Origin of the sequence: Natronorubrum amylolyticum (genome assembly GCF_052040145.1) — an archaeon.
Classification (GTDB): Archaea; Halobacteriota; Halobacteria; order Halobacteriales; family Natrialbaceae; genus Natronorubrum.
Genome location: NZ_JBPPFW010000004.1, coordinates 144776 through 168815, shown reverse-complemented (window position 1 = coordinate 168815; position 24040 = coordinate 144776). Strand labels below are relative to the sequence as shown.

Sequence of the window (24040 nt, the reverse complement as noted above, 5' to 3'; positions counted from 1 at the left end):
GCTCGACTCGAGGGTCCTCGAGCGCATCTCCCGTGCGATACGCTCACAGTGTCGACCGCAGAAGGAAAAGACCCAAGTTTAGACTCCCTCTAATCCCTGCAATGACCGACGCCGAGGCGGACCGACGCGGGTTCACGCGAGCCTCGTGGGCGAACGTCCTCGGCAACGCGGCGAAGATCATCGTCGAGGGGGCGGCGGGGCTGGCGTTCGGCAGCGTCGCGCTGGTCGCCGACGCGGCCCACTCGGTCGCGGATCTGGTCGCGAGCGTCGTCGTGCTAATCTGGGGTCGGAGTTCGTACGACGAACCCGACGACACACACCCCCACGGCCACGACCGGATCGAACCGCTGACGGCGCTGTTCGTCGGCGCGATCATCGCCGTGCTCGGACTGTTATTACTCTCCGAATCCATCCAGGGACTGCTCGAGCAGGATCCGCCGGACGCGAACCTGCTGTTGCTCGCCGCGCTGGCCTTTGCGATCGTCGACATGTACCTCGTCTACTGGTACACGACGCGGGTCAACGAGGAGCTCGATTCGACCGCGCTGAAGGCGCTCGCGACGGACTGTCTGAACGACATCTACACCACCTTCGCGGCCGTCGTCGGGGTCCTCGGCGTTCTCCTCGGATTTCCGCTGCTCGACCCCATCGCCGGCGGCCTCGTCAGTCTGCTCGTCGTTTACCAGGGCGTCGAGATCGGCCGCGAGAACGTCGATTATCTCATCGGGGCCGCACCGGCCCCCGAAAAGCGCGCGGAGATCACCGAGCGCCTGCGCAGTCACCCCGAGGTTCGGGGCGTCCACGATCTGACCGTCTTCTACGACGGCACCGTCCTCGAGGTCGAAGTCCACGTCGAGGTCGACGGCGACATGCCGTTCCGGCAGGCCCACGACATCGAGTCGGAGCTGGTGGACCGACTGCGGAGCCTCGAGGACGTCGGCGACGCGCACGTCCACCTCGATCCGTCGGGGATCGGCGAGTGGAAGGATCGCTTGGAGGAGCGATAGCGAACCGTCGTCGGAGGGTTCTGGCCTCGCTGATGGGCGTTCGACGGCTCGTCGATGGGAGATGTGCGATGGCCGGTCCGCAGGCGGCATCTCGCGTCCTTCCAGTTCAGGGTAGCCCCGTCCCCGCGTCCCCGTCGTCCGATTGCGATCTCGTTCCCGAGATCGGCTCGCTCTCCGCGCTTCCCGTCGTTTCCGTCCCGTGGGCTGTGTCCGTCTTTGAGTCACGCGTCGGTTCGCCATCGTCGTCTGTCGCGTCCGCTCGAGCCAGCGTGATCGAGAACACGCTGCCCTGTGGCCCGGTCTCCGTCAGTTCGACCGATCCCCCGTACCGGCGTACCAGAATGTAGACGAGATACAGCCCCAGCCCGTGGTTTTTCGACTTCCGATCGAATAGCGTCTCGCGCGTTTCGGCCGTAATACCCGGGCCGTTGTCCGCGATGCGGACGGTCACCGTCTCGGCTCGGGTCTCGACGGTGACCGCGATCCGCGGGTGCTCGCTGTCGTTGTGTTCGACGGCGTTCTCGAGTACGTTCGCGAAGACCCATCGAAGGCCCTCGTTTCCCGTCACGAACACGGCGTCGGGCACGTCGGTGTCGATCTTCAGTTCGTCGATTCGCTCGTCGAGAGCCGTCAGCTCAGCGTCCAGCAGGTCGCCGAGATCGACACGCTCGGTCGCGTCCGACTCCCGACTCGCGTTCAACATCGCCCGGACGTCGTTGATCACGTCGGTGAGCGCGTCGCTCTTGCGGTCGATCGTCTCGAGGTGGGTTCGCGATCGGTCGTCGGCGTCCTCGAGGAGCAACGAGGCGTGACCGTTGATGATCTGGGCGCTGTTCAACACCTCGTGTCGCAGGAGATCGTTCAGATAGGTGAGCACCTCCCGTTCCTCCGCGAGTCGCTCGGCGCGAACGGTGGCCGCGGTCGCCTCGACCTCGCGTTGGATCGCCCGGGCTTCGACGTAGCCGACGGTGAGTCCGGCGACGGCGCCCACGTTCAGCGAGAACTGCGCCCAGGAGATGTTACCGGTCGTGGACGGCCAGGGGAAGAAGATCATTATGAGGCCGTTGACCGCCAGAAAGCCGACTCCGCAGCCGAAACACCACTGGGCGATACGACGGTATCGGTCGATGCCGATCGTACTCCGGTCGAGTCGGTAGCCGCCCCATAGCAGCCCGAGCGCGGGGACGGCAACCGTCACGAAGCCGAGCGCGACGGCCGTCGCGTCGAGCACGGACGCGAACCAAAGACTCCAGCCGAAAAAGAAAGCGAACGAGAGCGCGCCGAGGCCGCCGACGAGCCACGGCACTGTCGCGTCGGTCGGTCGCCGGACGGCGCCGCCGTTCATGGCAGTCTCGTCGATGTTGGCGTGATGTGCTCCCCCATACAGGGTAGCAACGGCTTTCCGTGATAATGGGTGTAACGGCCAGCGATCGACGCGAGAGTTCGCAGTCGTCCATTCGGCCGCGAGGCCAGCTTTTATCCCGCACGGCGACAGGCTACCGGTATGGGACCGGATATCGGCGACGTTCACGAGGTGACGGCCGGCGACTGTACGGACTGTTACTACATCGACACCGGCATGTACGACACGCCGGAGTACGGCGCGGCCTTCATCATCGACGACGAGCGACCCGCAATCGTCGAGACGGGACTCGGAACCAACCACGAGTTGCTCCTCGAGGCCCTCGACGACCTCGGGATCGAGCGAGAGGACCTCGAGGTTATCGCGGTGACCCACATCCACCTCGATCACGCCGGCGGAGCGGGCTTTCTCGCCGAGGCCTGTCCGAACGCGGACGTCTACGTCCCGGCGGCCGGTGCGGGGCTGCTCATCGATCCCGAGCGGCTGGTAGCCGGGACGAAAGCCGCCGTCGGCGAGCAGTGGGAGTACTACGTCGAGCCGCGGCCGCTCGACGAGGAGCGCGTCGTCGAGATCGAAGACGGCGACGTCGTCGACCTCGGCGACCACGAACTGCGCGTCCACGCGGCGCCGGGCCACGCGTTCCACCAGGTCGTCTTCGAGGATCCGGCGAACGACGCCGTCTTCACCGGCGACGCGGCGGGGATCTGGGTGCCAAGCACCGAAGAGATCCGGGAGACGTCGCCGCCGTCGGACTTCCACCTCGAGCAGTGTCTCGAGGACTGTGAAACGCTGCGATCGATCGACCCGGACGTGCTCTGCTACACGCACTTCGGCCCGCGGGAGGTCGGCGACGACCTCGACCGCGCGCTCGAGGAGTACGAGACCGTCCTCAGCGAGTGGGTCGATGCCGTCGAGACGAAGCGGGCGGAACTCGCGGACGACGACGCCGTGATCGAGCACTTCGCGACCTCGAGCGAGATGGTCGACGTCTGGGGCGAGGAGAAGGCTACCGCTGAGGCGGCGATGAACACGCGGGGCGTTCTGGGCTACCTCGACGGGCGCGACTGATCGTCGGCAACGGCTCGGTCGCCGAATAGCGGGTGAATCGCGGTTCTGACGGTCACCGAGTTCGGTTCTGCCAGTTATCGAGTGCGGTCGGACCGCGCCGCTGCCGATCGAACTGTACGAACGTTCGCTTCGTTCCGCATCTCCGATCGATGTCCACGTTCGGTGCCGCTTCCCGACGCAATTGTGTCGATTGTTACCATAAACCTCCGAACAGTGGGAAAACGACTCGGCTATTTTCGCCATAATGACCGATTTCGGGCGAGACAGATCCGTTGAGCCGTCCCGCGGAACGTAAATAAACGCAACTACAGATGAGTTCCGTTTCATCACGTTTTATCGCACGGGAGGTACTGTCACACGCATATGAACTGGCGGGATGCCGAACGAGAGTACGAGGACGAGGTAATCGGGGAGACGACGCTCGCGCGAATGTTCGAGGAGTCCGCCGAACGGAACGCGAACCGTCCGGCGCAAAAATACAAGGGCGGGATCTACGACCGATCCCTGACCGACTCGGTGCTCCCGGCCGCGACGCCCGGCGAGTTCCGGACCATCTCCTACACCGAGATGCGCGACATCGTCCGCAAGCTCTCGGCGGGTTTTCACGACCTCGGCGTCGAGCAGGGGGACCGCGTGGGAATCTTCGCCGACACCCGGATGGAGTGGGCCCAGTCGGACTTCGCCCTGCTCGGTGCCGGGGCCGCCGTCACGACGGTCTACACGAGTTCCTCGCCGAATCAGGTCGAGTACCTGCTCGACGACCCCGGCGCGTCCGCCGTCGTCGTTGAGAACGAGGAACTGCTCGAGAACGTCCTCGAGGTCGAGGACGAACTCGACCTCGACTTTATCGTTTCGATGGACGAGATTTCGGGGTATGACGACCGCGACGACGTCTACACCTTGGACGAGGTCTACGACCGCGGCGAGGAGACGTTCGACCTCGAGGCCTATCAGGAGCGCGTCGACGCGCCCGAGCTGGACGATCTGGCGAGTCTGATCTACACCAGCGGGACGACGGGCCAGCCGAAAGGCGTCCAACTGACCCACTGGAACTTCCGGTCGAACGTGAACGCGGTGCGCAAGCGGTTCGCGCCGCGGCCGGACAAACCCGACGACGTGCCGGCGCTCGACGAGGAGTCGCAGGCGGTCTCCTACCTGCCGCTGGCGCACGTCTTCGAGCGGACGGCGGGTCACTTCGTCCTCTTCGCGACGGGCGCCTGCGTCGCCTACGCGGAGAGTTCGGAGACGCTGCAGGAGGACTTCAGCCTCGTTCAGCCGACGACGGCGACGAGCGTTCCGCGGGTGTACGAGAAGATCTACGACGCGATCCGCGAGCAGGCCAGCGAGTCGTCGGTCAAAGAGCGGATCTTCGAGTGGGCGACGGACGTCGGCGTCGAGTACCAGCGGGCCGACTCGCCGGGTCCGATCCTGAACGCCAAGCGGTCGCTCGCGGACAAACTGGTGTTCTCGACGGTTCGGGAGGCGCTCGGCGGCGAGATCGAACTGCTGATCAGCGGCGGCGGCAGCCTCTCGCCGGAGCTCTGCCAGCTCTACCACGCGATGGGGCTGCCCATCTACGAGGGGTACGGCCTGACCGAGACCTCGCCGGTCGTCACGACGAACCCGCCGGAGGCGGTGAAGATCGGAACGATCGGCCCGGCACTTCCGGGGGTCGACCTGCAGATCGACGAGACCGTCGTCGATCAGGAGACGTTCGACGACGACCCCGGCGAGGTCGGCGAACTCCTCGTCAAAGGGCCGAACGTCACGCAGGGCTACTGGAACAAGCCCGGCGCGACCGAGGGTGCGTTCACCGAGGACGAGGACGGCGACCGGTGGTTCCGCACCGGCGACATCGTCCACATGCGCCCCGACGACTACATCGAGTTCCGCGACCGCGCGAAACAGATCATCGTCCTCTCGACCGGGAAGAACGTCGCGCCCGGCCCGCTCGAGGACGGCTTCGCGGCGAGCGAGATCATCGAGCAGGCGATGGTCGTCGGCGACGGCGAGAAGTTCATCGGCGCGTTGCTGGTGCCGAACACGGAACACGTTCGGGAGTGGGCCGAGGAGGAAGGCATCGACCTGCCCGACGACCCAGAAGCGATGTGCGACGACGAGCGCGTTCGGGAGTACGTCCAGCAGGAGGTCGACCGGGTCAACGAAAACTTCGAGAAACACGAGACGATCAAGCAGTTCGAACTCGTGCCACGGGAGTTCACCGAGGAGAACAAGATGCTGACGCCGTCGATGAAGAAGAAACGGCGGGTGATCTTGGACGAGTTCGAGGACCGTGTCGACCGGATCTACGCGGACGACTAGACGGTCGGTTGACCGACTCGTATCCCTCACTGGGACGCGCGTCGGGGTCGATCGCGGGCCCAGTTCGATCACCGGCGAACGAACGAAACGCTCGTCCGGTCCGCCGTTACCGATTCTCTTCTCGCCCGTCTCGATACCCGTCTTCGAAAAACCGTTGCAACGCCAGCGTCGTTCCGGCGTACGATGCGGCCACGACACCGAGGAGGAACACGACGGCGGCGACCACCGTAAAACTCAACAGTACTTGGACGACCATATTTCACGCTCACAAACTACTGTCAAAAACGTGACGGTCGTCCGACTCCTCTGCCGGCAGTGGTTCCTCGAGCGGTGCTTCGACGAAATCGGAGTCGGGCCTCGCCGGTCGTCCGTCGCGATTGACCGACGATTCGGATGCAAAAACGTCGGCTCTCACGCCGATTAGAGCACAACCCAGACCACGGCGAAGAGGATCAACACGCCCGTGATGTCACAGACGTTCGTGACGACGGGGATCGTCGTGTCGTCGGGATCGTAGCCGAGTTTGTAGGAGCCGTAGACCGACAGCGTGCTGACGACGACGACCCAGCCCGCGAGCAACATCCCGCTGACGATCGTAATGAACAGGAGCGTGCCGAGACCGAGCGTCCCGCCGAGCGCGCGACCGATCCCCCACGAGGCGATGCCGAGCAGGACGAAGACGGTCGCCGCCAGCCCGAAGACGGCCCCGATGTTCGCCCGGATATCGGGGTTTGCCGGCGAGAACTCGAGCGTCCCCAGGTGCATCTGCGTCGAGAGGCGCGAGCACATGATCGAGCCCAGGTTCCCCGCGGTCCCGATCATCACCGGCACCAACACGAGCAAGGAGGGGTTCTCGAGCAACTGGTCTTCGAACGTCTCGAGGACGGTGCCCGAGACCATCTGCAGGATCGAGAGCGCGATCAGGAGGGGGACGAGCGTCGAGACGATGTTGCCGACGGTCCAGTCGGCCAGCAGGTCGTCCTCCAAGTCCTCTCCGTGGAGGATATCGCTGCCGGCGCTCAGCAGGTCACCGCCCCCGTCAGCGCGCAACGGGTCGCCGTCACCGTCGCTGGAACTCACAGGACCACCCCGGCGACGGCGATACCGACGAGCAGGAAGGCGACGCCGAAGACGTCACCCACGGTCGTCACGACGGGACCGATGACGTTGTCCGGGTCGAGTCCTCGGCGATAGCCCTTGAAGATCACGGTGAGCAACACCCCGAGCATCGCGAACGCGCTCAGCAGTGCGGCGACGGACAGGATGATGACGAGTTCGATCAGGCTGCCGCCCCGGCCGAGCGCGAGTAAGATGGCCCACGCCAGCACCGCGATGAAGACGGAGACGATCATCCCGTTCAGAAACGAGGCGACGATCGCGTTGCGCAGGCGCTCGTTCCACTCGAAGCGGGGATCGATCAGCCCCTGGTGGAGCCCGCTCGAGAGGCGCGCTCCGAGGGAGCCGTAGACGCCACCGCGCGTCGCGAGAAATGCGGGGAGCAAGAGTAAAATTCCGGGGACGCTCTCGATCCCGTCGCGCATGGTTTCGGTGCCGAGCAGCGTGCCGGCGAACAGTCCTGCCACGAGACTGACGAGAATGACCGGTAACGCCTGTCTGTAGACGTCGGCGGCGGAGTCGTGGCCTACCATCTGTCCGTACGTGACGCTGCGGTACATTAGTTTTCGCGATTGTATCTGCACGAGTGAGGAAGTATCGTTTTACTCCGTACACTTGCCGTCGAGTCCGTCTCAGCGGTTTCCGAACTCGTTCGAATCGATACGGACGACTACGGCGGAGGTTCGTTTGCGGCCGTCCCGTCGGCTGCCGACGTCGAACGTTCGATTCGGCTCCCCGGTCGTTCAGTTCGGCTGGCGTCTCGACGGCGAGGTATCCGTTTGAGTGGCTGTCAGCGATCGCCGATCACTCGATTGCGCAGCCGAACGACGATCGGACGTTCACCGAAGCGAACGATGTACCGACTCCCGCCGCGATACAGCGGTTACAGGAGCACTGCCTGGGCCAGTCCGAGGAAGACGAAAAAGCCCAGCACGTCGGTCGCGGTGGTGATGAAAATCGTCGCGGAGGTGGCTGGATCGTAGCCGAGCCGATCGAGCAACAGCGGGGTAATCGCCCCGAAGAAGCCCGCGATCACCAGGTTTGCAACCATCGAGATACCGATAACGGCGCCGAGCAGGACGCCGAACTCGCCGAAGGAGAACGCGATCGCGATGACGGCGACGAGCGCACCCGTAATGAGTCCGTTCGCGGCGCCGGCGATGACTTCGTTGGCGACGACGCGCTTGCCGGTCTTGAGCGACACCTGGTCCAGAGAGATCCCCCGGACGGTGACTGCCATCGCCTGCGTTCCGGCGTTGCCTCCCATTCCGGCGACGACCGGCATGTAGGCGGCCAGGATCGCCACGGCGGCGATCGTCGACTCGAACAGCCCGACGACCGCGGCGGCCATAAACGCCGTTCCGAGGTTGAGGATCAGCCATTTGTATCGCCGCCGAACCTTTTCCGCCGGCCCGTCGAGGACGCTCTCCTCCTCGGCGACGCCGGTGAACTCGTAGAGGGTTTCGCCGGCGGCCTCCTCGATCATCATCAGCAGGTCGGCGGCGTGGATGACGCCGAGAATATCCTCGTCCTCGTCGAGCACTGCGACGTTCCGCTCGCGGTTCTGTCGGAACACCTCGAGGACGTCTTCGTCGTCTCGGTCGTACCGGATGTGTGGCGTCTCCTGGACGTAGTCTGCGATCGTCTCCGTCTCTCGGTCGGCCACCGAGAGCGCCGCCCCCGGGAGTTCACCCAGGAGTTCGTCTTCGTCGGTGACGAAAATCGTCGGCACCTGTCCCGTTCGATCCTCGAAGCGTCGAACGCGCTCGACCACTGCGGGGAAATCTCGGGTTTTGTCGACGGTGACGTAATCGAGGCTCATCAGCCCGGCCGCGCTCTCGGGGTTGAACGACAGCAGAAAGTCGATCTTCTCGCGGCGCCCGCTATCGAGCGTCGCGAGGACGGCCTCGCGGGTCTCCTCGTCGGCGTATCCGAGGACGTCGGTCACCTCGTCCGGATCGAGCCGATCGACGAAGCTCTCCAGCTCCGAACGGGTCAGCTCCGCAACGAGCGGTTCCCGCACGCTCTCCGGCAGCGCGAAGAACACGTCGCGCCACTCGTCCCGTGGTAACGATATAAACGGATCCGACGGATCCGGAGACATCGCGATCGTTTCCTGTACGTCCCGTAGCTGACTGCTCATACGCTGGGACTATAGAGCGGGTACTAAACGATACCGGAGCCGGTACTGGATTTCGTCCCCGCGCGTCGGCTTTCGGCTCCCGGCCGGTTCATCGAGTCCGTGTCCCAATCCTGATTAGTCAGCCCCCCAGATCAAGAGTCATGCGCGAAATCTCCTACGAGCCCCGGAACGTCCGGGAAACGCTCGTCGAACTCAAAGACTCCTCGGAGCTCGCGGTCGATCTCGCCTACTCCGCCGTGCGCTACGACGACGCCGACCTCGCCGACGAAGTCGTCGAACTCGAGGCCCGGGTGAACTACCTGCAGTACCACAGCCGGATCGCCCTGATGCTCGCCGCGAAACGCGCCGAGGAGGCCGAGCGCCTCGTCGGGCTCTTCCAAGTGGCCTCGAGCGCCGTCCGGATCACCGAGGCCGCCGGTGACGTCGCCCGGATCGTCCTCGAGGAGGACGGCGTTCCGGCCGCGTTCGAACACGCCTTCCCGGACGCCGACGAACGACTCGTTCGGGCGACCGTCGGCGAGGAGTCGGCGTTCGCCGGCAGTCGCCTCCGCGAACTCGAGCTCGACCTCGAGGAGGGCGTCCGACTCATCGCGATCCGACGCGACGGCGAGTGGTCGTTCTCGCCCGAGGGCGACGACCGGCTGCAGGCGGACGACGTCATCGTCGGTCGCGGTCCCCGTGACGGGATCGAGTCGGTCTATCGACGGGCGACCGGCGAGGCGTTTCCGGCCCCGACCGAGCCGCCGGAGACGACCGACGACCTCGAGCGTGCGGCCGACGCGGTCGTCGAACTCAAGGACATGGCCGAACTTGCGGTCGGGCTGGCCTACGGTGCAGCCCGATTCGACAGCGACGAACTCGCGCGGGAGGTCATCTCGCTCGAGGAGCAGTCCGACGCGCGGAAGGCCGACCTCGAGACGTGGGTCATCGAGACCGGCGGCGACTGGAACGCCGACGAACTCCGCGGGCTGCTCCACCTCGCTGCCGCCTCGGAGGCGATCTGTGACGCCGCCGTCGACATCGCCGAGGTCGTCCTGCGGGACGTCGAACTGCCGCCCGTGTTCGGCGCGGCGCTCGAGGACAGCGAGGAGGTCATCGCGGCCGTGACCGTCGTCGCCGAAAGCGATCTGGACGGGACGACGATCGCCGACCTCGAGTTCGAGGAGGGCGCGGGCGTCGTCGTCCTCGCGATCCGTCGGGGTGACGACAACGCGTGGACGTTCGATCCGACCGGGGAGCTGGTCTGTGCAGCCGGCGACTCGCTGCTCGTTCGCGGCCCGCCCGTCGGCGTCGATCACCTGCGCAAACTCGCCGGTAACGGAGACGGACTCGAGTGATCGTCGTCGATCGTCACGCTACCGTCCGTTTCTGGGCTTTCTCTCGCGTGAATCTGTTCTCGCTGCCGTCCGATCCCCCTCGCCGCGCAGTCTGGGGCGTGCTCCACAAAGGATATAATCGCCTCCGAACGTGCTCGCGTATGGACTTTCCCCGTCCGTTCCCCCTCCAAACGACCGCTGCGGCCCTCTTCCCCGGTACGACCGTCCACTACTCCTACCGAACCGGCGACTCGCTCGCAACCGTCATCGAGCGCACCGAGCGCTTCGTGACGTTCGTCGGCGCGGAGTGCGACGGCCGGTTCACCCACGAGCAGATCGATCGCTTGATCGACGACGGGCGGCTCGAGGTCGTGCTGGACGACGAGCTGCACGTTCCGGACCACGAGCTTCCGAAACTGCAGTCGACGGAGTAGGGTTCTCGAGCGATTCGCGTGCTCGCTCGTTTCTCGTACGATCCTCGGGTGGACGTGAGGGTGTCATAGAACTGGCCGCATACCTTCCCTGCAATTACGGAGAATCAAGGAGAAAGCCCCGCCCTTTAGGGCGGGGATGAATCCGACAATTGACGACACGAACCACCAGCGACGGCACGGCTGGATATTCCACGCTGCCCGAATGCCCAGTTATAAGTAGGTTTGTCTACATAGGTTATGTATGGCGAAACAGGTCGTTACCCGCACCTATACTGCTTCCATTCGGAACCAGTCACGGGTGCAAGACGACCTTGATTCGCTCGGGTTCGCCGCCTCGAAGCTCTGGAACGTCGGACGGTGGACGTGCAGTCGCGTCTGGGATGAAATCGGCCACATTCCCAGTCACGCAGAACTCACCGCGTACCTCAAAAACCACGAACGCTACGATGACCTGCATTCTCAGTCAAGTCAGCGAGTCCTTCAAGAACTCGCTGAGGGGTTCAACGGCTGGTACGGCAAACGGCGCACCGGAGACACGGACGCGAACCCGCCCGGCTACCGCAAACACGGCGACGACCACCCACGTTCCACGGTCACATTCAAAGCCGCTGGCTTCAAACTCGATACCCAGTACAACCGCGTTCGACTCTCCAAAGGGTCGAACCTCAAGGACTACTGGTCGGACTTCATCCTCTGTGAATACCAGACTCCCCCCGACGTTGACCTCTCAACCGTAGAGGGGGTTCAACAAGTCAGGGTCGTTTGGACAGGGGATGAGTGGGAACTGCACTTTGTGTGCAAAGTCAAAATCGAAGTGTCCGAAGCACCCGGTGAGAACACTGTGGGTGTTGATCTCGGTATCAACAACTTCGCCGCACTCGCCTACGAAGACGGCCACGCCGAGCTGTATCCGCTCAACTGCCTGAAGCAAGACGACTACTACTTCAGCAAGCGGATCGCACGGTGTGGCGACTCGAACTCCGAGCAGGCCACCCGGTTGAACCAGAAGAAGTCTCGGCGGCGCACCCACTACTTCCACACCCTCTCGAAACACATCGTCCAGAGATGTGTTGAGGAGGAAGTCGGGACAATCGTGATCGGCGACCTCTCCGGCATCCGCGAGGATGAGGAGAACGGTGAGGCGAAGAACTGGGGGACACACGGCAACCTCGACTTGCACTCGTGGGCGTTCGACCGGTTCACCGACCTGCTCGAATACAAGGCTGAGATGGAAGGCATCACGGTCGAAGAAGTGTCCGAGGAGAACACGTCGAAGTCGTGTTCCTGCTGTGGTCGCAGGCGTGACGCGAACCGTGTTGAACGCGGGTTGTACGTCTGCGATAAATGCGGGACGGTAGCGAACGCGGACGTGAATGGTGCGGAGAACATTCGACAGAAAGTATCTCCGAGTCCCGCCACGGATGGCGGTGATAGGAGTAACGGCTGGTTGGCACAGCCGTCGACGTTCCTGTTTGACAAGGAAACTGGTGCATTCGCGCCTCAAGATCAGGTCACGTCGTAAACCACAATATCCCAACGCGGGAATCCTCGTCCTCGAAAACGCTTCGCGTTTTCGGGTGCAACGAGACGCTTTGCGTCTCGTCATGCCCCTTCAGGGCGGGGAGGATGTCAACCGGTGAACGGTAAGTACAGGGGCTTCTTTGAACACACGAAAAGCAACATTGTGATGTGCCTCGAATATACATTCTATCTAATGACATCACTTCTAATTGCAGGGGGGCAAGTTCTTCGCCCCGATATGACAGTCTCTCAAGCAGATGTACTAATTGATCAAGATAGCGGTTTAATTGACAAGATTGGCTCTGGTCTTACAGCAGAGAACACTCTCCAGGCCTCCAACTCGCTAGTGACTCCTGGTTTTGTTAACGGCCATTCTCATGTTCCAATGGTATTGCTTCGAGGGTATGCAGATGATAAGCCACTGGACCGCTGGCTTGAAGAGGATATTTGGCCAGCTGAAAGCACAATGACCGCAGACGATGTTCATACCGGAGCAAAACTCGGCTTGTTAGAAATGATCAAGTCTGGAACAACTGGTTTTGCGGACATGTACTTTCATGTGCCCGAAATTGTTAATGCGGTTGATCAAGCTGGAGTGCGAGCCCTATTGGGACACGGAATTGTAACGACTGGGAAGGACGATAATAATGCATTAGCAGATGTCGAAAAAAGCCTTGAGTTCGCACAACAGTATGATGGTGCGGCAGAAGGGCGAATCTCAACTGCGTTTATGCCACATTCGTTGGTCACTGTGGGAAGTGAATACCTTGAGGAGTTCGTCCCTCGGGTCCGTGAAGCAGGTATTCCAATTCACTATCATGCTAATGAGACTCTGAACGAAGTCACACCGATAGTAAATGAGCATGGTATTCGCCCACTTGATTATGCCGCAGATCACGGGATGTTGGAACCACAAGATTTTGTCGCCCATGGAGTACATGTTGATGAGCAGGAGATCACCCTCTTAGCTGAGGCAGGAACAAGTGTGATCCATTGTCCGGCTTCTAATATGAAGTTGGCCAGCGGTATGGCTCCGATCCAGCGTATGATGGATGCAGGAGTGACGGTCGGTCTTGGAACAGATGGTGCAGCTGCAAACAATGACCTATCGTTATTAGATGAGGGTCGTGATGCTGCAATGCTCGGTAAAATTGCTGCTAATGACGCGAGCGCCGTTCCGGCAGAGATGGTAGTTCAAATGATGACTCAAGGGAGTGCTTCAGCACTTGGCTTTCATTCAGGAATGATTGAAGAGGGAGAACCAGCTGATTTAGCCGTCATTGATCTTGAGAAGCCACACTTGACGCCTCGGCACGATTTAGTAAGCCATCTAGCTTACGCAGCAGTTGGGGGCGATGTGAGGCATACAATCTGTAATGGACGAATCCTTATGCGTGACCGTGAAGTACTAACTCTCGAAGAGGAATCGATTGTAGAGCAAGCACAACAGACTGCAGATTCATTAGTCTCTCGCGTTTCAAACTGATGTTCAGTACACACGTGTAGTGAACGTTGCTCGTGACGGAATCGATCAGTCCTCGCCGGGAATGATGTCGCCCAGCGAGCCGCCGATCGCCATCGCGGTGAAGACCACGGACACCTGACAGAGGTTGACCCACGGTTCGTCCCAGGTGACTCGGCCCCACAGCGTCATCATCGCCGTTGCCGTCACGAACGCGATGCCCAGAACCCACACCGGTCGGCGCGGCACGAAGCCGAAGTAGGGGTTGTGGATCTGCACCTCGCGGAAGTCGGCGACGTAGAGGATGCCGACGACCAGCGAGACCGCGAGTGCGATGTTGACGGCGAAAAACGCCGGGGTCGTCGCGAGGAACTCGCCGATGTCGATGACGCCGTCCTCGACGAGCATCGGGAGTCCGATGATGACGCTGCCGACGAACGCCTCTGCCTTGTCTTTCCCGGTGAACTGCGTGATCACCCGGTTGACCATCCCATTGTGTGAGAGTCGGTCGGCCAGCCGCATCGTTCGCCGGACTTCCGTTCGCTCGTCGGGGTCGTCGACCGTCTCCGCTAAGGTCTCGAGTTGTTCGTAGAGATCGTCCAGCGTTGGGTCGTCGGGTTGACCCTCCGATCGTGACATTGTCGAGTGCTCACACCAGGACGGCTAAAGTTCGTCGGACTGTGCGTCCGCGTGACGGATGGGTAACCGGTTTCGGGCGAGACGGTCCCCCCATCGAACCGATATCGGGCGAGGTGGACCCCTGTCGATCACCGATCGTGACCTTGCGCCCGGGTAACAGGAACCGGTACCATTTTGCAGTCAGGGAGGGCATGATCCTGTATATGAAACACGTACAGGGGCCGCTGTGTACGGTCGATGTTGGAGCACGAACGAGCGAGACCGAGGACATCGACGACGTCCTCGAGGAGTTCCTCGGCGGGCGTGCGCTCAGCACGAAACTGGCACACGACCGCGTTCCGTTCGACGTCGACCCGCTGGGGGCCGACAACCGCCTCTACTTCGCGACGGGGCCGCTCCAGCACTCGACGATGAGCTTCACCGGCCGAATGTCGGCGACGAGCGTCTCGCCGCTCACCGACGGCCTGCTCTCCTCGAACGCGGGCGGGTTCCTCTCGCGGAACTTCACCGGGACGGGTTACAGCGCCGTCGAGATCACCGGCGCGAGCGACGACCTCGTTATCGTCCACGTCACCGACGAGGGCGTCGAGTTCGAGGAGGTGCCGGATCTCGAGGAGGCCACCGTCCCCGAGACCTGCGACTACATCGAGGAGGAACACGGCCTCGAGAACGAACACACGGTCGTCATCGGGCCCGGCGGAGAGAACCAGGTCCGCTTCGCCTCGATCATGACCTCGAAGGAGCGCGCGTTCGGCCGCGGTGGACTGGGTGCCGTCCTCGGCGCGAAGAACGTCAAGGCGATCACCTTCGACGGCGACTCGACTCACGAGATCGAGATCCCGCCGGTCCAGATGGAGATTCACGGCGAGGCCGCCCAGGCCGAGCACCCGATGAAGGAGTCGGGGACGACCTCCGTCACCGAGTACGCGAACATGGTCGAGGCGCTGCCGACCCGCTACTTCTCGGAGCTCTCGTTCGAGGGCGCCGCCGGGATCGGCGGCGACGCGGTCGCCGAAAAGAAGTACAAGAAGGGGACCTGTTCGGCCTGCGCGTTCGCCTGCAAACTCCCCACGAAAGACGAGGAGTCGGGCGTCGTCACCGAAGGACCGGAGTACGAGACCGTCATGGCCTTCGGTTCGAACTCGGGGATCGACGACGTCGTCGACGTGATGAAGTCGAATAAGCTCTGTGACGAACTCGGGCTGGACACGATTTCGGCCGGCGACGCCGTTGCGGCCTACCTCGCAAGCGAAGACGAGTTCGGCAACGCCGACCTCATCCACGAGACGGTCGAGAAAATCGCCTACCGAGAGGGAATCGGCGACACGCTCGCCGAGGGAATCGACGAGTTCCACGACGAACTCGGCGTCGAGAACTGGACCGTCAAGGGGATGGAGTTCCCCGCCCACGACGGCCGTACGCTGAACGGGCAGGGGCTCGCCTTCGCCACCTCGAACCGCGGCGCCGACCACATGTACGCCGAGTTCTACCCCTACGAGTACCCGCTCGTCGACGCCGACGACGCCTTCGACAAGGACGGGCTCGACGGCAAGCCGCCGAAGGTGATCGAACTCGAGAACGTCAACGTGATCAAAGACAGCGGCGTCCTCTGTAAGTTCTCGCGGGACTTCGTGACGCCCGAGCGCCTCGAGACGCTGCTCGACGCCGACTACGAGGACCTGCTCGAACTCGGCGGCGAGGTCGTCAGCCTCGAGCGCCACTTCAACAACCAGCGCGGCTTCGACCGCGGCGACGATGCGCTGCCCTACGAGATCCCCGACTTCGATCAGGGCCTCGAGGAGTACTACGCGGAACGCGGCTGGAACGACGACGGCACTGTTCCGGACGGTCAGTTCGGCGGCGACGCAACCGCGCCGGCCGACGACTGAGCGTCACAATCTCGGCGTCGGTCTCGACGCCGACGCGGTCGTCGTTCGTTTTTTCGACTCGCGCGTTCGGCTCGATCACTCCGCGGCTGGGCCAGCGGTCGGTGCGTGCGCCGTGCCGGTCCAGGCCCACGTTGCGCCGATCGTCACCGAGAGCGCAGCCGCCAGCCCGACGGCGACCCACAGTCCCCGGCCGATTCCGTACCACTCCGCGAAGACGCCCACGACGGCGGGGGCGATCGCGATTCCGGCGTACGTCGCGCCGGCGGTCAGTGCGGTGAGCGGCCCGCTGTACTCCGGTGCGGCCTCGACGGCGTACGCCGACAACGTCGGGAATCCACTGGAGAGTCCCGCACCGGCGACGAAGACGGCGAGAAATAGCAGCGGGCCGGTGATCCCGGAAAACGCGAGCGCGAGCGCCGGGATCGCGGGCAGCGTCGCCGCGAACAGCAACGCCAGATAGGGAACGCGCTCGACGGCGACCGTGTAGCCGGCCCGTGCGGGAACGTACGCCAGCAGGTACGCCGACAGCAGCAGGTTGGCCGTCCCCGTCCCGTAGAAGCCGCTCGCGTAGTAGGCGAGCCAGGTGAACACGATCCCCTCGACGCTTCCGACGAGGAACATTCCGATACAGGCACCGACGACGGCGGGTCGCCGAAGCAGGGTGCAGAGCGCGTCTCGAGAGATCGATCGTTCGGCGTCCATCGCGGGGAGGTCGACGCGGCCTGCGACGGCGACGACCGGCACGAAACAGCAGGCGATGACGAGGAAGACGACCCGCCAGTCGGCGACGGCGAGCACCGCGCTGACGAGTTGCGGGCCGAGGACCGCACCGATCGCCCAGACGAGCGCGTAGGCGGTGAAAATTCGCCCACGTCGGGCGGTGTGCAGGTGGCTCAACACGACCCGATCGAGTCCGCGAAACACCCCGGCCGCCGCCCCCTGTGCGAGTAGCGCGACAAGGAAGAGCGCGTATAGCGGCGCACCGGCCATCAGAACGAGTGCGACGCAGACGCCGGTCACGCCGAGCAGTAGGGTCCACCGCATCCGGAGTCGGCCGGCGAGGACGCCGGTCGCGACGACGGCGACGACGAAGCCGACCGTTCCGGCGGGTGCGACCAGCCCGAGTGCGGCCTCCGAGACGCCGAAACTCGACTCGAGGCTCGCGAGGAGCGGTCCGCGAGCCTGCATCGCCATCGCGTCGCCGAAGACGAACAGAAATATCGCTGCCGTCCAGATGCGGGCCCGGTCCATATTTTCTCTGCCGTCCCGCGAATAATGACGCTGGTTATCTCGACCGGCGCGCCTCGACCATCTTGCCGACGCGCGATCGGGTCGTCGTCCCGATCAGTGGGCGGCCGGAACGTCGACGAACGGGTGTCCTCGCCGCCCGCATCGCCGGCTCGAGTCGTACCGCTGGACCACCGGACCGGGGCCAAACTGTGAAGCCGGTTCGCGGTGTAGGTGTCGCTATCTGTGTCATGTCTATTCAAACCACACATTCGTCCGCCGGGGACCGGTTCGACTCCATCGTCGAAGTGCTGGCGAAAGCCAACGAGCCGAAGACGGGGGACGAACTGGCCGAAATCGCGGCCGAGTCGGACGCCGAACGGGTCGCCGCCAAACGGGCGCTGGCCGGGATGCGTCTCGAGACGCTCCGTGAGAACCCGGTCGTGCCGGCCGACGAGGACGAAGTAACGCGAGTTATCCAGGAGGCCGTCCGCGAGCCGATCTACGAGGAAATACAGGAGTGGACTGTCGCCGACCTCCGGGAGTTCCTCGTCGCCAGCGAGACGGGCGACCGTGAGATCGCGGCGATCCGACCCGGACTCACCAGCGAGATGATCGCGGCGGTGACGAAGCTCATGTCGAACATGGACCTCGTGCTCGTCACCTCGAAGATGGAGGTGACAGCTCGCTGCAACACGACCGTCGGCGAGGCCGGAACCCTCTCCTTTCGACTCCAGCCCAACGACCCCGCGGACGATATCGACAATATCATCGACGCGACTCGCGAGGGGCTGGCCTACGGCGCCGGCGACGCCGTGATCGGCATCAACCCGGTCACGGACACCGTCGAGACGACGACGCGGATCCTCGAGGCGACCCACGAGTTCATCGAGGAATGGGACGTCCCGACGCAGAACTGCTGTCTCTCCCACCTCACCACGCAGATAGACGCGATTCGGGAGGGTGCTCCGGCCGACCTCGTTTTCCAGAGTCTCGCCGGAACGGAGACTGGCAACGACGAATTCGGTGTCGATGTCGAACTGCTCGACGAAGCCCACGACCTCGCCCAGCGCCGTTGTACGTCCTCGGGACCGAACGTGATGTACTTCGAGACGGGACAGGGGGCGGAGCTCTCGGGCGACGCCCACCACGACGTCGATCAGCTGACCCTCGAGGCTCGCTGTTACGGACTCGCGAAGCGCTACGACCCGTTCCTCGTCAACACCGTGGTCGGCTTCATCGGTCCCGAGTACCTCTACGACGGCCAGCAGGTCATCCGCGCGGGATTGGAGGACGTGTTCATGGGCCAACTGCACGGCATCTCGATGGGGATCGACGCCTGCTACACGAACCACATCCAGGCCGACCAGAACGACATCGAGAACCTCGCCGTCCTGCTCGCGGCGGCGGGGACGAACTACTTCATCACGGTACCGATGGGCGACGACGTGATGCTCAACTACCAGTCGAACAGCTACCACGACGCCGCCGCGCTCTGGGAGATTTTCGACCTCGAGCCGACGGCGCCGTTCCGGGACTGGCTCGCCGAGATGGGGCTCTGGGCGAACGGGCGACTGACCGACCGCGCGGGCGATCCGACGATCTTCACGTAATCATGGCATCCGACTCCAATCGCACCCACGACGCCGACTCGACCGGCGAATCCGAGCAGGTAGACGACCGACGCGACGAGACGCTCCAGCGCATCGTCGACCGAACCCCCACGCGACTGGGCGTCGGCCGCGCCGGGCCGCGACCGACGACGGCGTCGCTCCTCGAGTTCCGCGCGGATCACGGCCTCGCACGCGACGCCGTTCACTCGCGGGTCGACGAGGGGCTCGTCGACGACCTCGAGTTGGTAACGCTCCGAACGCGGGTCGCGGACACGAACCAGTATCTGGCCCGTCCGGATCTCGGCCGGGAACTCGCCGACGAGAGCCTCGAGACGCTGCGAACCGAGTGCGAGCACGCGCCCGACGTCCAGCTCATCGTCAGCGACGGGCTCTCCTCGACGGCCGTCGAGGCGAACGTCCCGGAGCTGTTGGCGGTCCTGCGGGACGGCCTCGCCGACCGCGGTATCGACGTCGGGACGCCGGTCTTCGTCGAGTACGGCCGCGTCGACGTGATGGACGCCATCGGCGAGGAACTCGAGGCCGACTGCTGTCTCAATCTCGTCGGGGAACGCCCCGGTCTCAGAACCGCCGAAAGCCTGAGCGCGTACCTCGTTTACGGTCCGGAGCGCGGACTGCCGACGGCGAAGAAGTCGGTCATTTCGAACATCCACGACGGCGGCCTGCCGCCGGTCGAGGCCGGCGCCGAACTCGTCGACCTGGTAGCCGAGATGCTCGAGCGGGAGGCCAGCGGGATCGACCTCCGCGACGACGACCGTGAGTTCACGACGTAGCGGGGGCGGTCGCCGTGGCTGACGCCAGGCGAACGCTCACCAGCATCGGCATCGACGTGGGAACGACCACGACGCACGCGATCGTCAGCCGCCTGCGCGTCGAGACCCCGCCGGGCGGCGCTTCCACTCCCAAAATTACGGATCGCGAGGTCGTTCACCGGGGGACGGTTCGAGAAACCCCGCTGCTCGATTCGGAGACCATCGACGTCGATCGCGTCGCCGCGTTCATCGACCGCGAGCTCGAGGCCGCGGGCGTGACGGCCGCCGAGATCGACACCGGCGCGGTCATCGTCACCGGCGAGACCGCCCGCCGGGCGAACGCCGAACCGCTCGTCCACCGACTGGCCGCCGACAGCGGCCAGTTCGTCGCCGCGGTGGCCGGCGCGTCGCTCGAGGCCGTCCTCGCGGGTCGGGGCTCCGGTGCGGCGGCTCGCGCTGCGGAGACCGGCGGACTCGTCGCCAACGTCGACGTCGGCGGCGGGACGACGAACGTCGCGATCTTCGACGGGAGCGACGCCGCGGGGGACGGGACCGGCGCCGAAAGCGACGGCGTCGCGGTCAGGGAGACCCGCTGTCTCGACGTCGGCGGTCGACTCGTTACGTTCGACGATCGGCGACGCGTCGTCTCCGCCTCGCCGCCCGCTCAGACGCTCGTCGAGGCGTTCGAGTTGCCGATTGCGACGGGTGAGTCACCGCCTGCGGACGCGCTGGAGGACCTCGCGGCCGCGATGGCGGATCGGGTCGTCGATCTGTGCGCGGGACCGCCGTTCGACGACCTTACTCGCACCCTCGCGATCGGTCCCCTTCCCGACGAGTCGCTCGAGTTCGACGGCGTCGTCTTCAGCGGCGGCGTCGGTCGGCTCGTCGCCTCGCCGCCGGACGACCCGTTTGCCTACGGCGATCTCGGCGGTTCGCTGGCCGCTGCACTTGCAGACCACGCGGTCGTTCGATCGTGGCCGGTACTCGAGCCCGCGGAGGACATTCGGGCAACCGTCGTCGGCGCCGGGACCGAGACGACGACGCTCAGCGGCCGGACCGTCTCGCTCGAGCCCTCGACGTTACCCCTGCGAAACGTGCCGGTTGTGGCGGTTCCGGGGGTTTCGGAGTGTTCGGGTGCGGCGCTCGAGCGGCGCTTCGAGGCGGGCGTTTCACGGCTCCTCGAGCGCCACGATCCCGACGAGGTGGACGCGGTCGCGCTCTTGATCGACGACGTCGGGCCGCTCACGTACGACCGACTGCGAGCGGTCGGCGGCGCGCTCGTGCCCGCGCTCGAGGCGCTTTCGCCGTCGCTCCCGGTAGTCGTGGTCACGCGACAGAACTGCGCGAAGGTGCTCGGGCAGGTACTCCGCAGGCGAACGGAACGATCCCTCCTCGTTCTCGACGAACTCGTCGTCGGCGACGGCGACTACCTCGACGTCGGCGAGCCAATGTCGGGCGGCGAGAGTGTCCCCGTCGTGGTGAAGACGCTGGCGTTCGGGGAGTAGTCCCTGCTGTTATCGATTCTCTCGCGTCTCCTCTTCGTCGGGTTGGGTTCCCCAGCCCTCCCCGGTGTCGCCCCACTCTTCGTCGCTCGTCTCGTCCCAATCGTTCGGTTCCTCCCAGTCGTCGGTACCGCCCCAGTCGGCGTCGTCCGGGTCCGGTCTGTCGTCTCCGCGGGATCGCAGCGGCGCGTCGTCGGCTCTCGAGGGGTGGATGTTGTAGTTGTGTCCTCGGTAGGGGTCCTCCTCGGGCTTATAATCGAGTTCGCTGCGCTCGAAGAGGTAGATGAAGAAGCCAAAGATAGGGATACAGAAGGTGATCGCCGCCCACTTCTTCGGGGGCTCGAGGCCGACCTTCTCGGAATCGTAGTAGACGAAGGCGGTGAGGGCGAGGTGCCAGGCGAGCGGGATTCCGATGATCGCCGCCAGCAGGAGGTTACTCATACGCGTTCTTCGGGTTCTGGCTATCTAAATTCCCGGCCAAACTGGGGGTTCGGGCCCGGTTCGTCGTGAGGACTCGAGTCGCCGTTACCAGTAACTGGTAAGATGGACTCGTTCTATAGAACGCTGATGAATCAGTTCTCGAGGAATTTATTCAGTTCACTGAACTCGTCGGGTGAGAGAATAATCTCGGTATCAAACGCATCGAACCGTTCGAAGTCGCTGTCGATAGTCAATACGGTGTTCACCCCTTCGTCGATCGCCACCTGCGCATAGTAGCCGTCCCATCCACCCACGTTCGCCTCACCCGCACGAGAAAACCCACCCCGAACGACGGTTTCGGGCATCTCGTCGTACCACCGGATTCGTTTCGCGTCCATAAAATTCTGTAACAGTCGAGACGCGTCTGCATTTGACCGCCCGTAGTACGTCGTCAGGACGGTATGCGCTCCGAACAGCGCGGGATACGGAACGACGGCAGCTATGTCGCCAGTGATAGCGTCTCGGACGTACGAGAGCGCACTCTCGCGAACGGGTGTCTCCGTGTGTGCGAGGGCAATCACTCCAACGTCGAAAAGATACGGGCCACCAGCGTCACTCATCGCTGTTTGTCTCCGCGCCTCGCCGAACAGCAGTTCGATGCTTCTGGGCGATCGGGTCGACCTCGTTATCGAGCGGTGTCGACTGTCCGCGGTCCGACGGTGTGTCCTCGAGGAGTTGTTCCATGCGTTCGATAATCCGTTCGGGGTCGTCTTCGGGCTCAACGATCGCTTTATCGCCCTCTTTGCGAATCTCGACTTCCGTACCGGGAGTGAGACCGAGACGCTCTCGCACCTCCTGTGGGAGGACGATTCGCCCTTTCGAATCCACCGTCACCATAATCCCACGTAGAGTGGGACCAAGTATATCGGTTTCGGTGAGACTACTTCTTCTCGCCCTCGATCTAGCGAGAGAAGCTGATTCCGCATCTCCTGTCGAACTGTTGTCTCGGCTGCTTTGCTCACTTCGTTCGCACGCAGCCTCGCAAAACCTGGACCAAAAAACCAAGATTAACCGTCTTAGTTGACGTCGAACTCGATCGCCGCACCCTGCCCGAAGCCGACACAGAGCGTCGCGAGACCGAGGCCGCCGCCGCGCTTCTGGAGTTCGTGAATCAGCGTGACGGGGAGGCGCGCACCGGAGGCACCTAACGGGTGGCCGATGGCGATAGCGCCGCCGTTGACGTTGAAGATCTCGGGATCGATGCCGAGTTCGTCGCGCGAGTAGACCGACTGGCTCGCGAACGCCTCGTTGAGTTCGACCAGATCGTACTCGTCGATGTCGCGGCCGTTGCGCTCGAGCAGCCCCTCGGTCGCCGGCACCGGGCCGATTCCCATGACGGTCGGGTCGACGCCGGCGACGTTGTTCATGCCGACTTCGGCCATGATCTCGAGGTCGTGCTCCTCGGCGAACGCCTCGCTCGTGACGAGCAGCGCGGAGGCGCCGTCGGAGATCTGGGAGGCGTTGCCGGGCGTGACGGTGCCGTCGGATTTGAAGACGGTCGGCAGCTCGGCGAGCTTCTCGGCGGTCGTTCCCGGGCGGATACCCTCGTCTTCGGAGACGGTGCCGTCCTCGGTCTCGATCGGGACGATCTCGTCGTCGAAGCGGCCTTCCTCGGTCGCTTCCTCGGCGTTCTGTTGGCTGCGGGCGGCGTACTCGTCCTGTTCCTCGCGGCTGACGCCGTACTCCTCGGCGACCTTTTCGGCGGTCATCCCCATCTGGAGCTCGCCGATATTGTACATCTCGGCGAGTCGCGGGTGGACTTCCATCGTGTTCTCGCCCATCGGAACACGGGACATGCTCTCGACGCCGCCGGCGATGACGGCGTCGCGGTTACCCGCTGCGATGGCGTCGGAAGCGGAGATAACCGCCTGCATGGAGGAGGCACACCAGCGGTTGATCGTCGTCGCCGGAACGCCCTCGCCGAGTTCCGAGAGGAGGGCGATGACGCGGGCGACGTTGTTGTCCTGTTCGCCGCGCTGCTGGGCGCAGCCCCACATCAGGTCGTCGACCTCCTCGCCGGAGAGACCAGTCTCGGCGAGGATCTCGTCGATCAGCGGCACCGAGAGGTCCTCGCTGCGGACGTCGGCGTACACGCCGTCTTCTTTCCCCTGCGGAGTTCGTACTGCCTTCACCACGACTGGTGTCTGTGACATATCGTAGCGAACATC

The 24040-nt window shown here is 63.9% G+C and carries 22 protein-coding genes; 11 read left to right on the top strand and 11 right to left on the bottom strand.

The genetic code is table 11. The annotated features are described in order from the left end of the window. Nucleotides 1–101: 101 nt before the first annotated feature. On the top strand, nucleotides 102–1007 hold the full coding sequence (locus tag ACSFDB_RS16410) for a cation diffusion facilitator family transporter (RefSeq protein WP_440772000.1): 906 nt from the start codon (nucleotides 102–104) through the stop codon (nucleotides 1005–1007). Nucleotides 1008–1113: 106 nt separating this feature from the next. Here the strand turns inward: ACSFDB_RS16410 and ACSFDB_RS16405 are convergent, their stop codons facing one another. Further along, entirely contained in the window at nucleotides 1114–2352 is a 1239-nt protein-coding gene (locus tag ACSFDB_RS16405; RefSeq protein ID WP_440771999.1) for an ATP-binding protein, read from the bottom strand. 159 nt (nucleotides 2353–2511) lie between these two features. Here ACSFDB_RS16405 and ACSFDB_RS16400 point away from each other — a divergent pair, with 159 nt between their 5' ends. Further along, nucleotides 2512–3438: an MBL fold metallo-hydrolase gene (locus tag ACSFDB_RS16400; RefSeq protein WP_440771998.1), complete on the top strand. Its 927-nt coding sequence runs from the start codon at nucleotides 2512–2514 to the stop codon at nucleotides 3436–3438. Nucleotides 3439–3801: 363 nt separating this feature from the next. Further along, the gene (locus ACSFDB_RS16395) at nucleotides 3802–5760 is read left to right on the top strand and encodes an AMP-dependent synthetase/ligase (protein WP_440771997.1); all 1959 of its coding nucleotides are present in this window, start codon (nucleotides 3802–3804) and stop codon (nucleotides 5758–5760) included. Nucleotides 5761–5866: 106 nt separating this feature from the next. Here the strand turns inward: ACSFDB_RS16395 and ACSFDB_RS16390 are convergent, their stop codons facing one another. From ACSFDB_RS16390 to ACSFDB_RS16375, 4 genes are all read right to left on the bottom strand, one after another. After that, nucleotides 5867–6016, bottom strand: a complete 150-nt coding sequence (locus tag ACSFDB_RS16390) for a hypothetical protein (RefSeq protein WP_440771996.1) — start codon at nucleotides 6014–6016, stop codon at nucleotides 5867–5869. A 164-nt stretch (nucleotides 6017–6180) separates the two neighbouring features. Then, the gene (locus tag ACSFDB_RS16385) at nucleotides 6181–6783 is read right to left on the bottom strand and encodes a magnesium transporter (protein ID WP_440772253.1); all 603 of its coding nucleotides are present in this window, start codon (nucleotides 6781–6783) and stop codon (nucleotides 6181–6183) included. A gap of 53 nt (nucleotides 6784–6836) precedes the next feature. Further along, nucleotides 6837–7409, bottom strand: coding sequence for a magnesium transporter (locus ACSFDB_RS16380; protein WP_440771995.1), 573 nt, complete (start codon nucleotides 7407–7409; stop codon nucleotides 6837–6839). A 350-nt stretch (nucleotides 7410–7759) separates the two neighbouring features. After that, nucleotides 7760–9019, bottom strand: a complete 1260-nt coding sequence (locus ACSFDB_RS16375; protein WP_440771994.1) for a magnesium transporter — start codon at nucleotides 9017–9019, stop codon at nucleotides 7760–7762. A gap of 140 nt (nucleotides 9020–9159) precedes the next feature. On the opposite strand from ACSFDB_RS16375, the gene ACSFDB_RS16370 reads away from it, so the two are divergent. From ACSFDB_RS16370 to ACSFDB_RS16355, 4 genes are all read left to right on the top strand, one after another. Then, entirely contained in the window at nucleotides 9160–10356 is a 1197-nt protein-coding gene (locus tag ACSFDB_RS16370; protein ID WP_440771993.1) for a potassium channel family protein, read from the top strand. Nucleotides 10357–10496: 140 nt separating this feature from the next. Beyond that, a complete protein-coding gene (locus ACSFDB_RS16365) occupies nucleotides 10497–10769 on the top strand; it encodes a hypothetical protein (RefSeq protein ID WP_440771992.1) in 273 nt (90 codons plus the stop codon). Between the two features lie 241 nt (nucleotides 10770–11010). Continuing rightward, on the top strand, nucleotides 11011–12291 hold the full coding sequence (locus tag ACSFDB_RS16360) for an RNA-guided endonuclease InsQ/TnpB family protein (RefSeq protein ID WP_440771991.1): 1281 nt from the start codon (nucleotides 11011–11013) through the stop codon (nucleotides 12289–12291). 192 nt (nucleotides 12292–12483) lie between these two features. Beyond that, nucleotides 12484–13776, top strand: a complete 1293-nt coding sequence (locus ACSFDB_RS16355) for an amidohydrolase (RefSeq protein ID WP_440772252.1) — start codon at nucleotides 12484–12486, stop codon at nucleotides 13774–13776. A gap of 45 nt (nucleotides 13777–13821) precedes the next feature. Here ACSFDB_RS16355 and ACSFDB_RS16350 read toward each other — a convergent pair whose 3' ends face one another. Next, a complete protein-coding gene (locus ACSFDB_RS16350; protein WP_440771990.1) occupies nucleotides 13822–14391 on the bottom strand; it encodes a DUF2391 family protein in 570 nt (189 codons plus the stop codon). 203 nt (nucleotides 14392–14594) lie between these two features. Here ACSFDB_RS16350 and ACSFDB_RS16345 point away from each other — a divergent pair, with 203 nt between their 5' ends. Beyond that, on the top strand, nucleotides 14595–16280 hold the full coding sequence (locus tag ACSFDB_RS16345) for an aldehyde ferredoxin oxidoreductase family protein (RefSeq protein ID WP_440771989.1): 1686 nt from the start codon (nucleotides 14595–14597) through the stop codon (nucleotides 16278–16280). Between the two features lie 75 nt (nucleotides 16281–16355). Here ACSFDB_RS16345 and ACSFDB_RS16340 read toward each other — a convergent pair whose 3' ends face one another. After that, complete coding sequence (locus tag ACSFDB_RS16340) at nucleotides 16356–17531, bottom strand: MFS transporter (RefSeq protein ID WP_440771988.1); 1176 nt, start codon at nucleotides 17529–17531, stop codon at nucleotides 16356–16358. Nucleotides 17532–17758: 227 nt separating this feature from the next. Here ACSFDB_RS16340 and ACSFDB_RS16335 point away from each other — a divergent pair, with 227 nt between their 5' ends. Genes ACSFDB_RS16335 through ACSFDB_RS16325 form a run of 3 tightly spaced genes read left to right on the top strand, consistent with a single transcriptional unit; the run spans nucleotide 17759 to nucleotide 21395 of the window. Further along, nucleotides 17759–19120 carry an ethanolamine ammonia-lyase subunit EutB gene (locus ACSFDB_RS16335; RefSeq protein WP_440771987.1) on the top strand — a complete coding sequence of 454 codons (1362 nt, stop codon included), beginning with the start codon at nucleotides 17759–17761 and terminating at the stop codon, nucleotides 19118–19120. Nucleotides 19121–19122: 2 nt separating this feature from the next. Further along, nucleotides 19123–19911, top strand: coding sequence for an ethanolamine ammonia-lyase subunit EutC (eutC, locus tag ACSFDB_RS16330; protein ID WP_440771986.1), 789 nt, complete (start codon nucleotides 19123–19125; stop codon nucleotides 19909–19911). 14 nt (nucleotides 19912–19925) lie between these two features. Next, nucleotides 19926–21395, top strand: a complete 1470-nt coding sequence (locus tag ACSFDB_RS16325; RefSeq protein WP_440771985.1) for an ethanolamine ammonia-lyase reactivating factor EutA — start codon at nucleotides 19926–19928, stop codon at nucleotides 21393–21395. Nucleotides 21396–21404: 9 nt separating this feature from the next. On the opposite strand, the gene ACSFDB_RS16320 is transcribed toward ACSFDB_RS16325, so the two are convergent. The 4 genes from ACSFDB_RS16320 to ACSFDB_RS16305 form a co-directional block, all read right to left on the bottom strand. After that, nucleotides 21405–21833, bottom strand: coding sequence for a hypothetical protein (locus ACSFDB_RS16320; RefSeq protein WP_440771984.1), 429 nt, complete (start codon nucleotides 21831–21833; stop codon nucleotides 21405–21407). Between the two features lie 131 nt (nucleotides 21834–21964). Further along, nucleotides 21965–22432 carry a type II toxin-antitoxin system VapC family toxin gene (locus ACSFDB_RS16315; RefSeq protein ID WP_440771983.1) on the bottom strand — a complete coding sequence of 156 codons (468 nt, stop codon included), beginning with the start codon at nucleotides 22430–22432 and terminating at the stop codon, nucleotides 21965–21967. Further along, the gene (locus ACSFDB_RS16310; RefSeq protein ID WP_440771982.1) at nucleotides 22425–22709 is read right to left on the bottom strand and encodes an AbrB/MazE/SpoVT family DNA-binding domain-containing protein; all 285 of its coding nucleotides are present in this window, start codon (nucleotides 22707–22709) and stop codon (nucleotides 22425–22427) included. Before ACSFDB_RS16310 ends, ACSFDB_RS16315 begins: the two co-directional genes overlap by 8 nt. Before the next feature lie 179 nt (nucleotides 22710–22888). Beyond that, complete coding sequence (locus tag ACSFDB_RS16305) at nucleotides 22889–24025, bottom strand: thiolase family protein (RefSeq protein WP_440771981.1); 1137 nt, start codon at nucleotides 24023–24025, stop codon at nucleotides 22889–22891. Nucleotides 24026–24040 lie beyond the last annotated feature (15 nt).

Coding starts and splice junctions, on each gene's coding strand:
- ACSFDB_RS16375 (WP_440771994.1), bottom strand. CDS start 9,019: ATGAGCAGTCAGCTACGGGACGTACAGGAAACGATCGCGATGTCTCCG.
- ACSFDB_RS16350 (WP_440771990.1), bottom strand. CDS start 14,391: ATGTCACGATCGGAGGGTCAACCCGACGACCCAACGCTGGACGATCTC.
- ACSFDB_RS16405 (WP_440771999.1), bottom strand. CDS start 2,352: ATGAACGGCGGCGCCGTCCGGCGACCGACCGACGCGACAGTGCCGTGG.
- ACSFDB_RS16345 (WP_440771989.1), top strand. CDS start 14,595: ATGAAACACGTACAGGGGCCGCTGTGTACGGTCGATGTTGGAGCACGA.
- ACSFDB_RS16390 (WP_440771996.1), bottom strand. CDS start 6,016: ATGGTCGTCCAAGTACTGTTGAGTTTTACGGTGGTCGCCGCCGTCGTG.
- ACSFDB_RS16310 (WP_440771982.1), bottom strand. CDS start 22,709: ATGGTGACGGTGGATTCGAAAGGGCGAATCGTCCTCCCACAGGAGGTG.
- ACSFDB_RS16365 (WP_440771992.1), top strand. CDS start 10,497: ATGGACTTTCCCCGTCCGTTCCCCCTCCAAACGACCGCTGCGGCCCTC.
- ACSFDB_RS16410 (WP_440772000.1), top strand. CDS start 102: ATGACCGACGCCGAGGCGGACCGACGCGGGTTCACGCGAGCCTCGTGG.
- ACSFDB_RS16395 (WP_440771997.1), top strand. CDS start 3,802: ATGAACTGGCGGGATGCCGAACGAGAGTACGAGGACGAGGTAATCGGG.
- ACSFDB_RS16370 (WP_440771993.1), top strand. CDS start 9,160: ATGCGCGAAATCTCCTACGAGCCCCGGAACGTCCGGGAAACGCTCGTC.
- ACSFDB_RS16315 (WP_440771983.1), bottom strand. CDS start 22,432: ATGAGTGACGCTGGTGGCCCGTATCTTTTCGACGTTGGAGTGATTGCC.
- ACSFDB_RS16335 (WP_440771987.1), top strand. CDS start 17,759: ATGTCTATTCAAACCACACATTCGTCCGCCGGGGACCGGTTCGACTCC.
- ACSFDB_RS16340 (WP_440771988.1), bottom strand. CDS start 17,531: ATGGACCGGGCCCGCATCTGGACGGCAGCGATATTTCTGTTCGTCTTC.
- ACSFDB_RS16320 (WP_440771984.1), bottom strand. CDS start 21,833: ATGAGTAACCTCCTGCTGGCGGCGATCATCGGAATCCCGCTCGCCTGG.
- ACSFDB_RS16355 (WP_440772252.1), top strand. CDS start 12,484: ATGACATCACTTCTAATTGCAGGGGGGCAAGTTCTTCGCCCCGATATG.
- ACSFDB_RS16360 (WP_440771991.1), top strand. CDS start 11,011: ATGGCGAAACAGGTCGTTACCCGCACCTATACTGCTTCCATTCGGAAC.
- ACSFDB_RS16380 (WP_440771995.1), bottom strand. CDS start 7,409: ATGGTAGGCCACGACTCCGCCGCCGACGTCTACAGACAGGCGTTACCG.
- eutC (WP_440771986.1), top strand. CDS start 19,123: ATGGCATCCGACTCCAATCGCACCCACGACGCCGACTCGACCGGCGAA.
- ACSFDB_RS16305 (WP_440771981.1), bottom strand. CDS start 24,025: ATGTCACAGACACCAGTCGTGGTGAAGGCAGTACGAACTCCGCAGGGG.
- ACSFDB_RS16400 (WP_440771998.1), top strand. CDS start 2,512: ATGGGACCGGATATCGGCGACGTTCACGAGGTGACGGCCGGCGACTGT.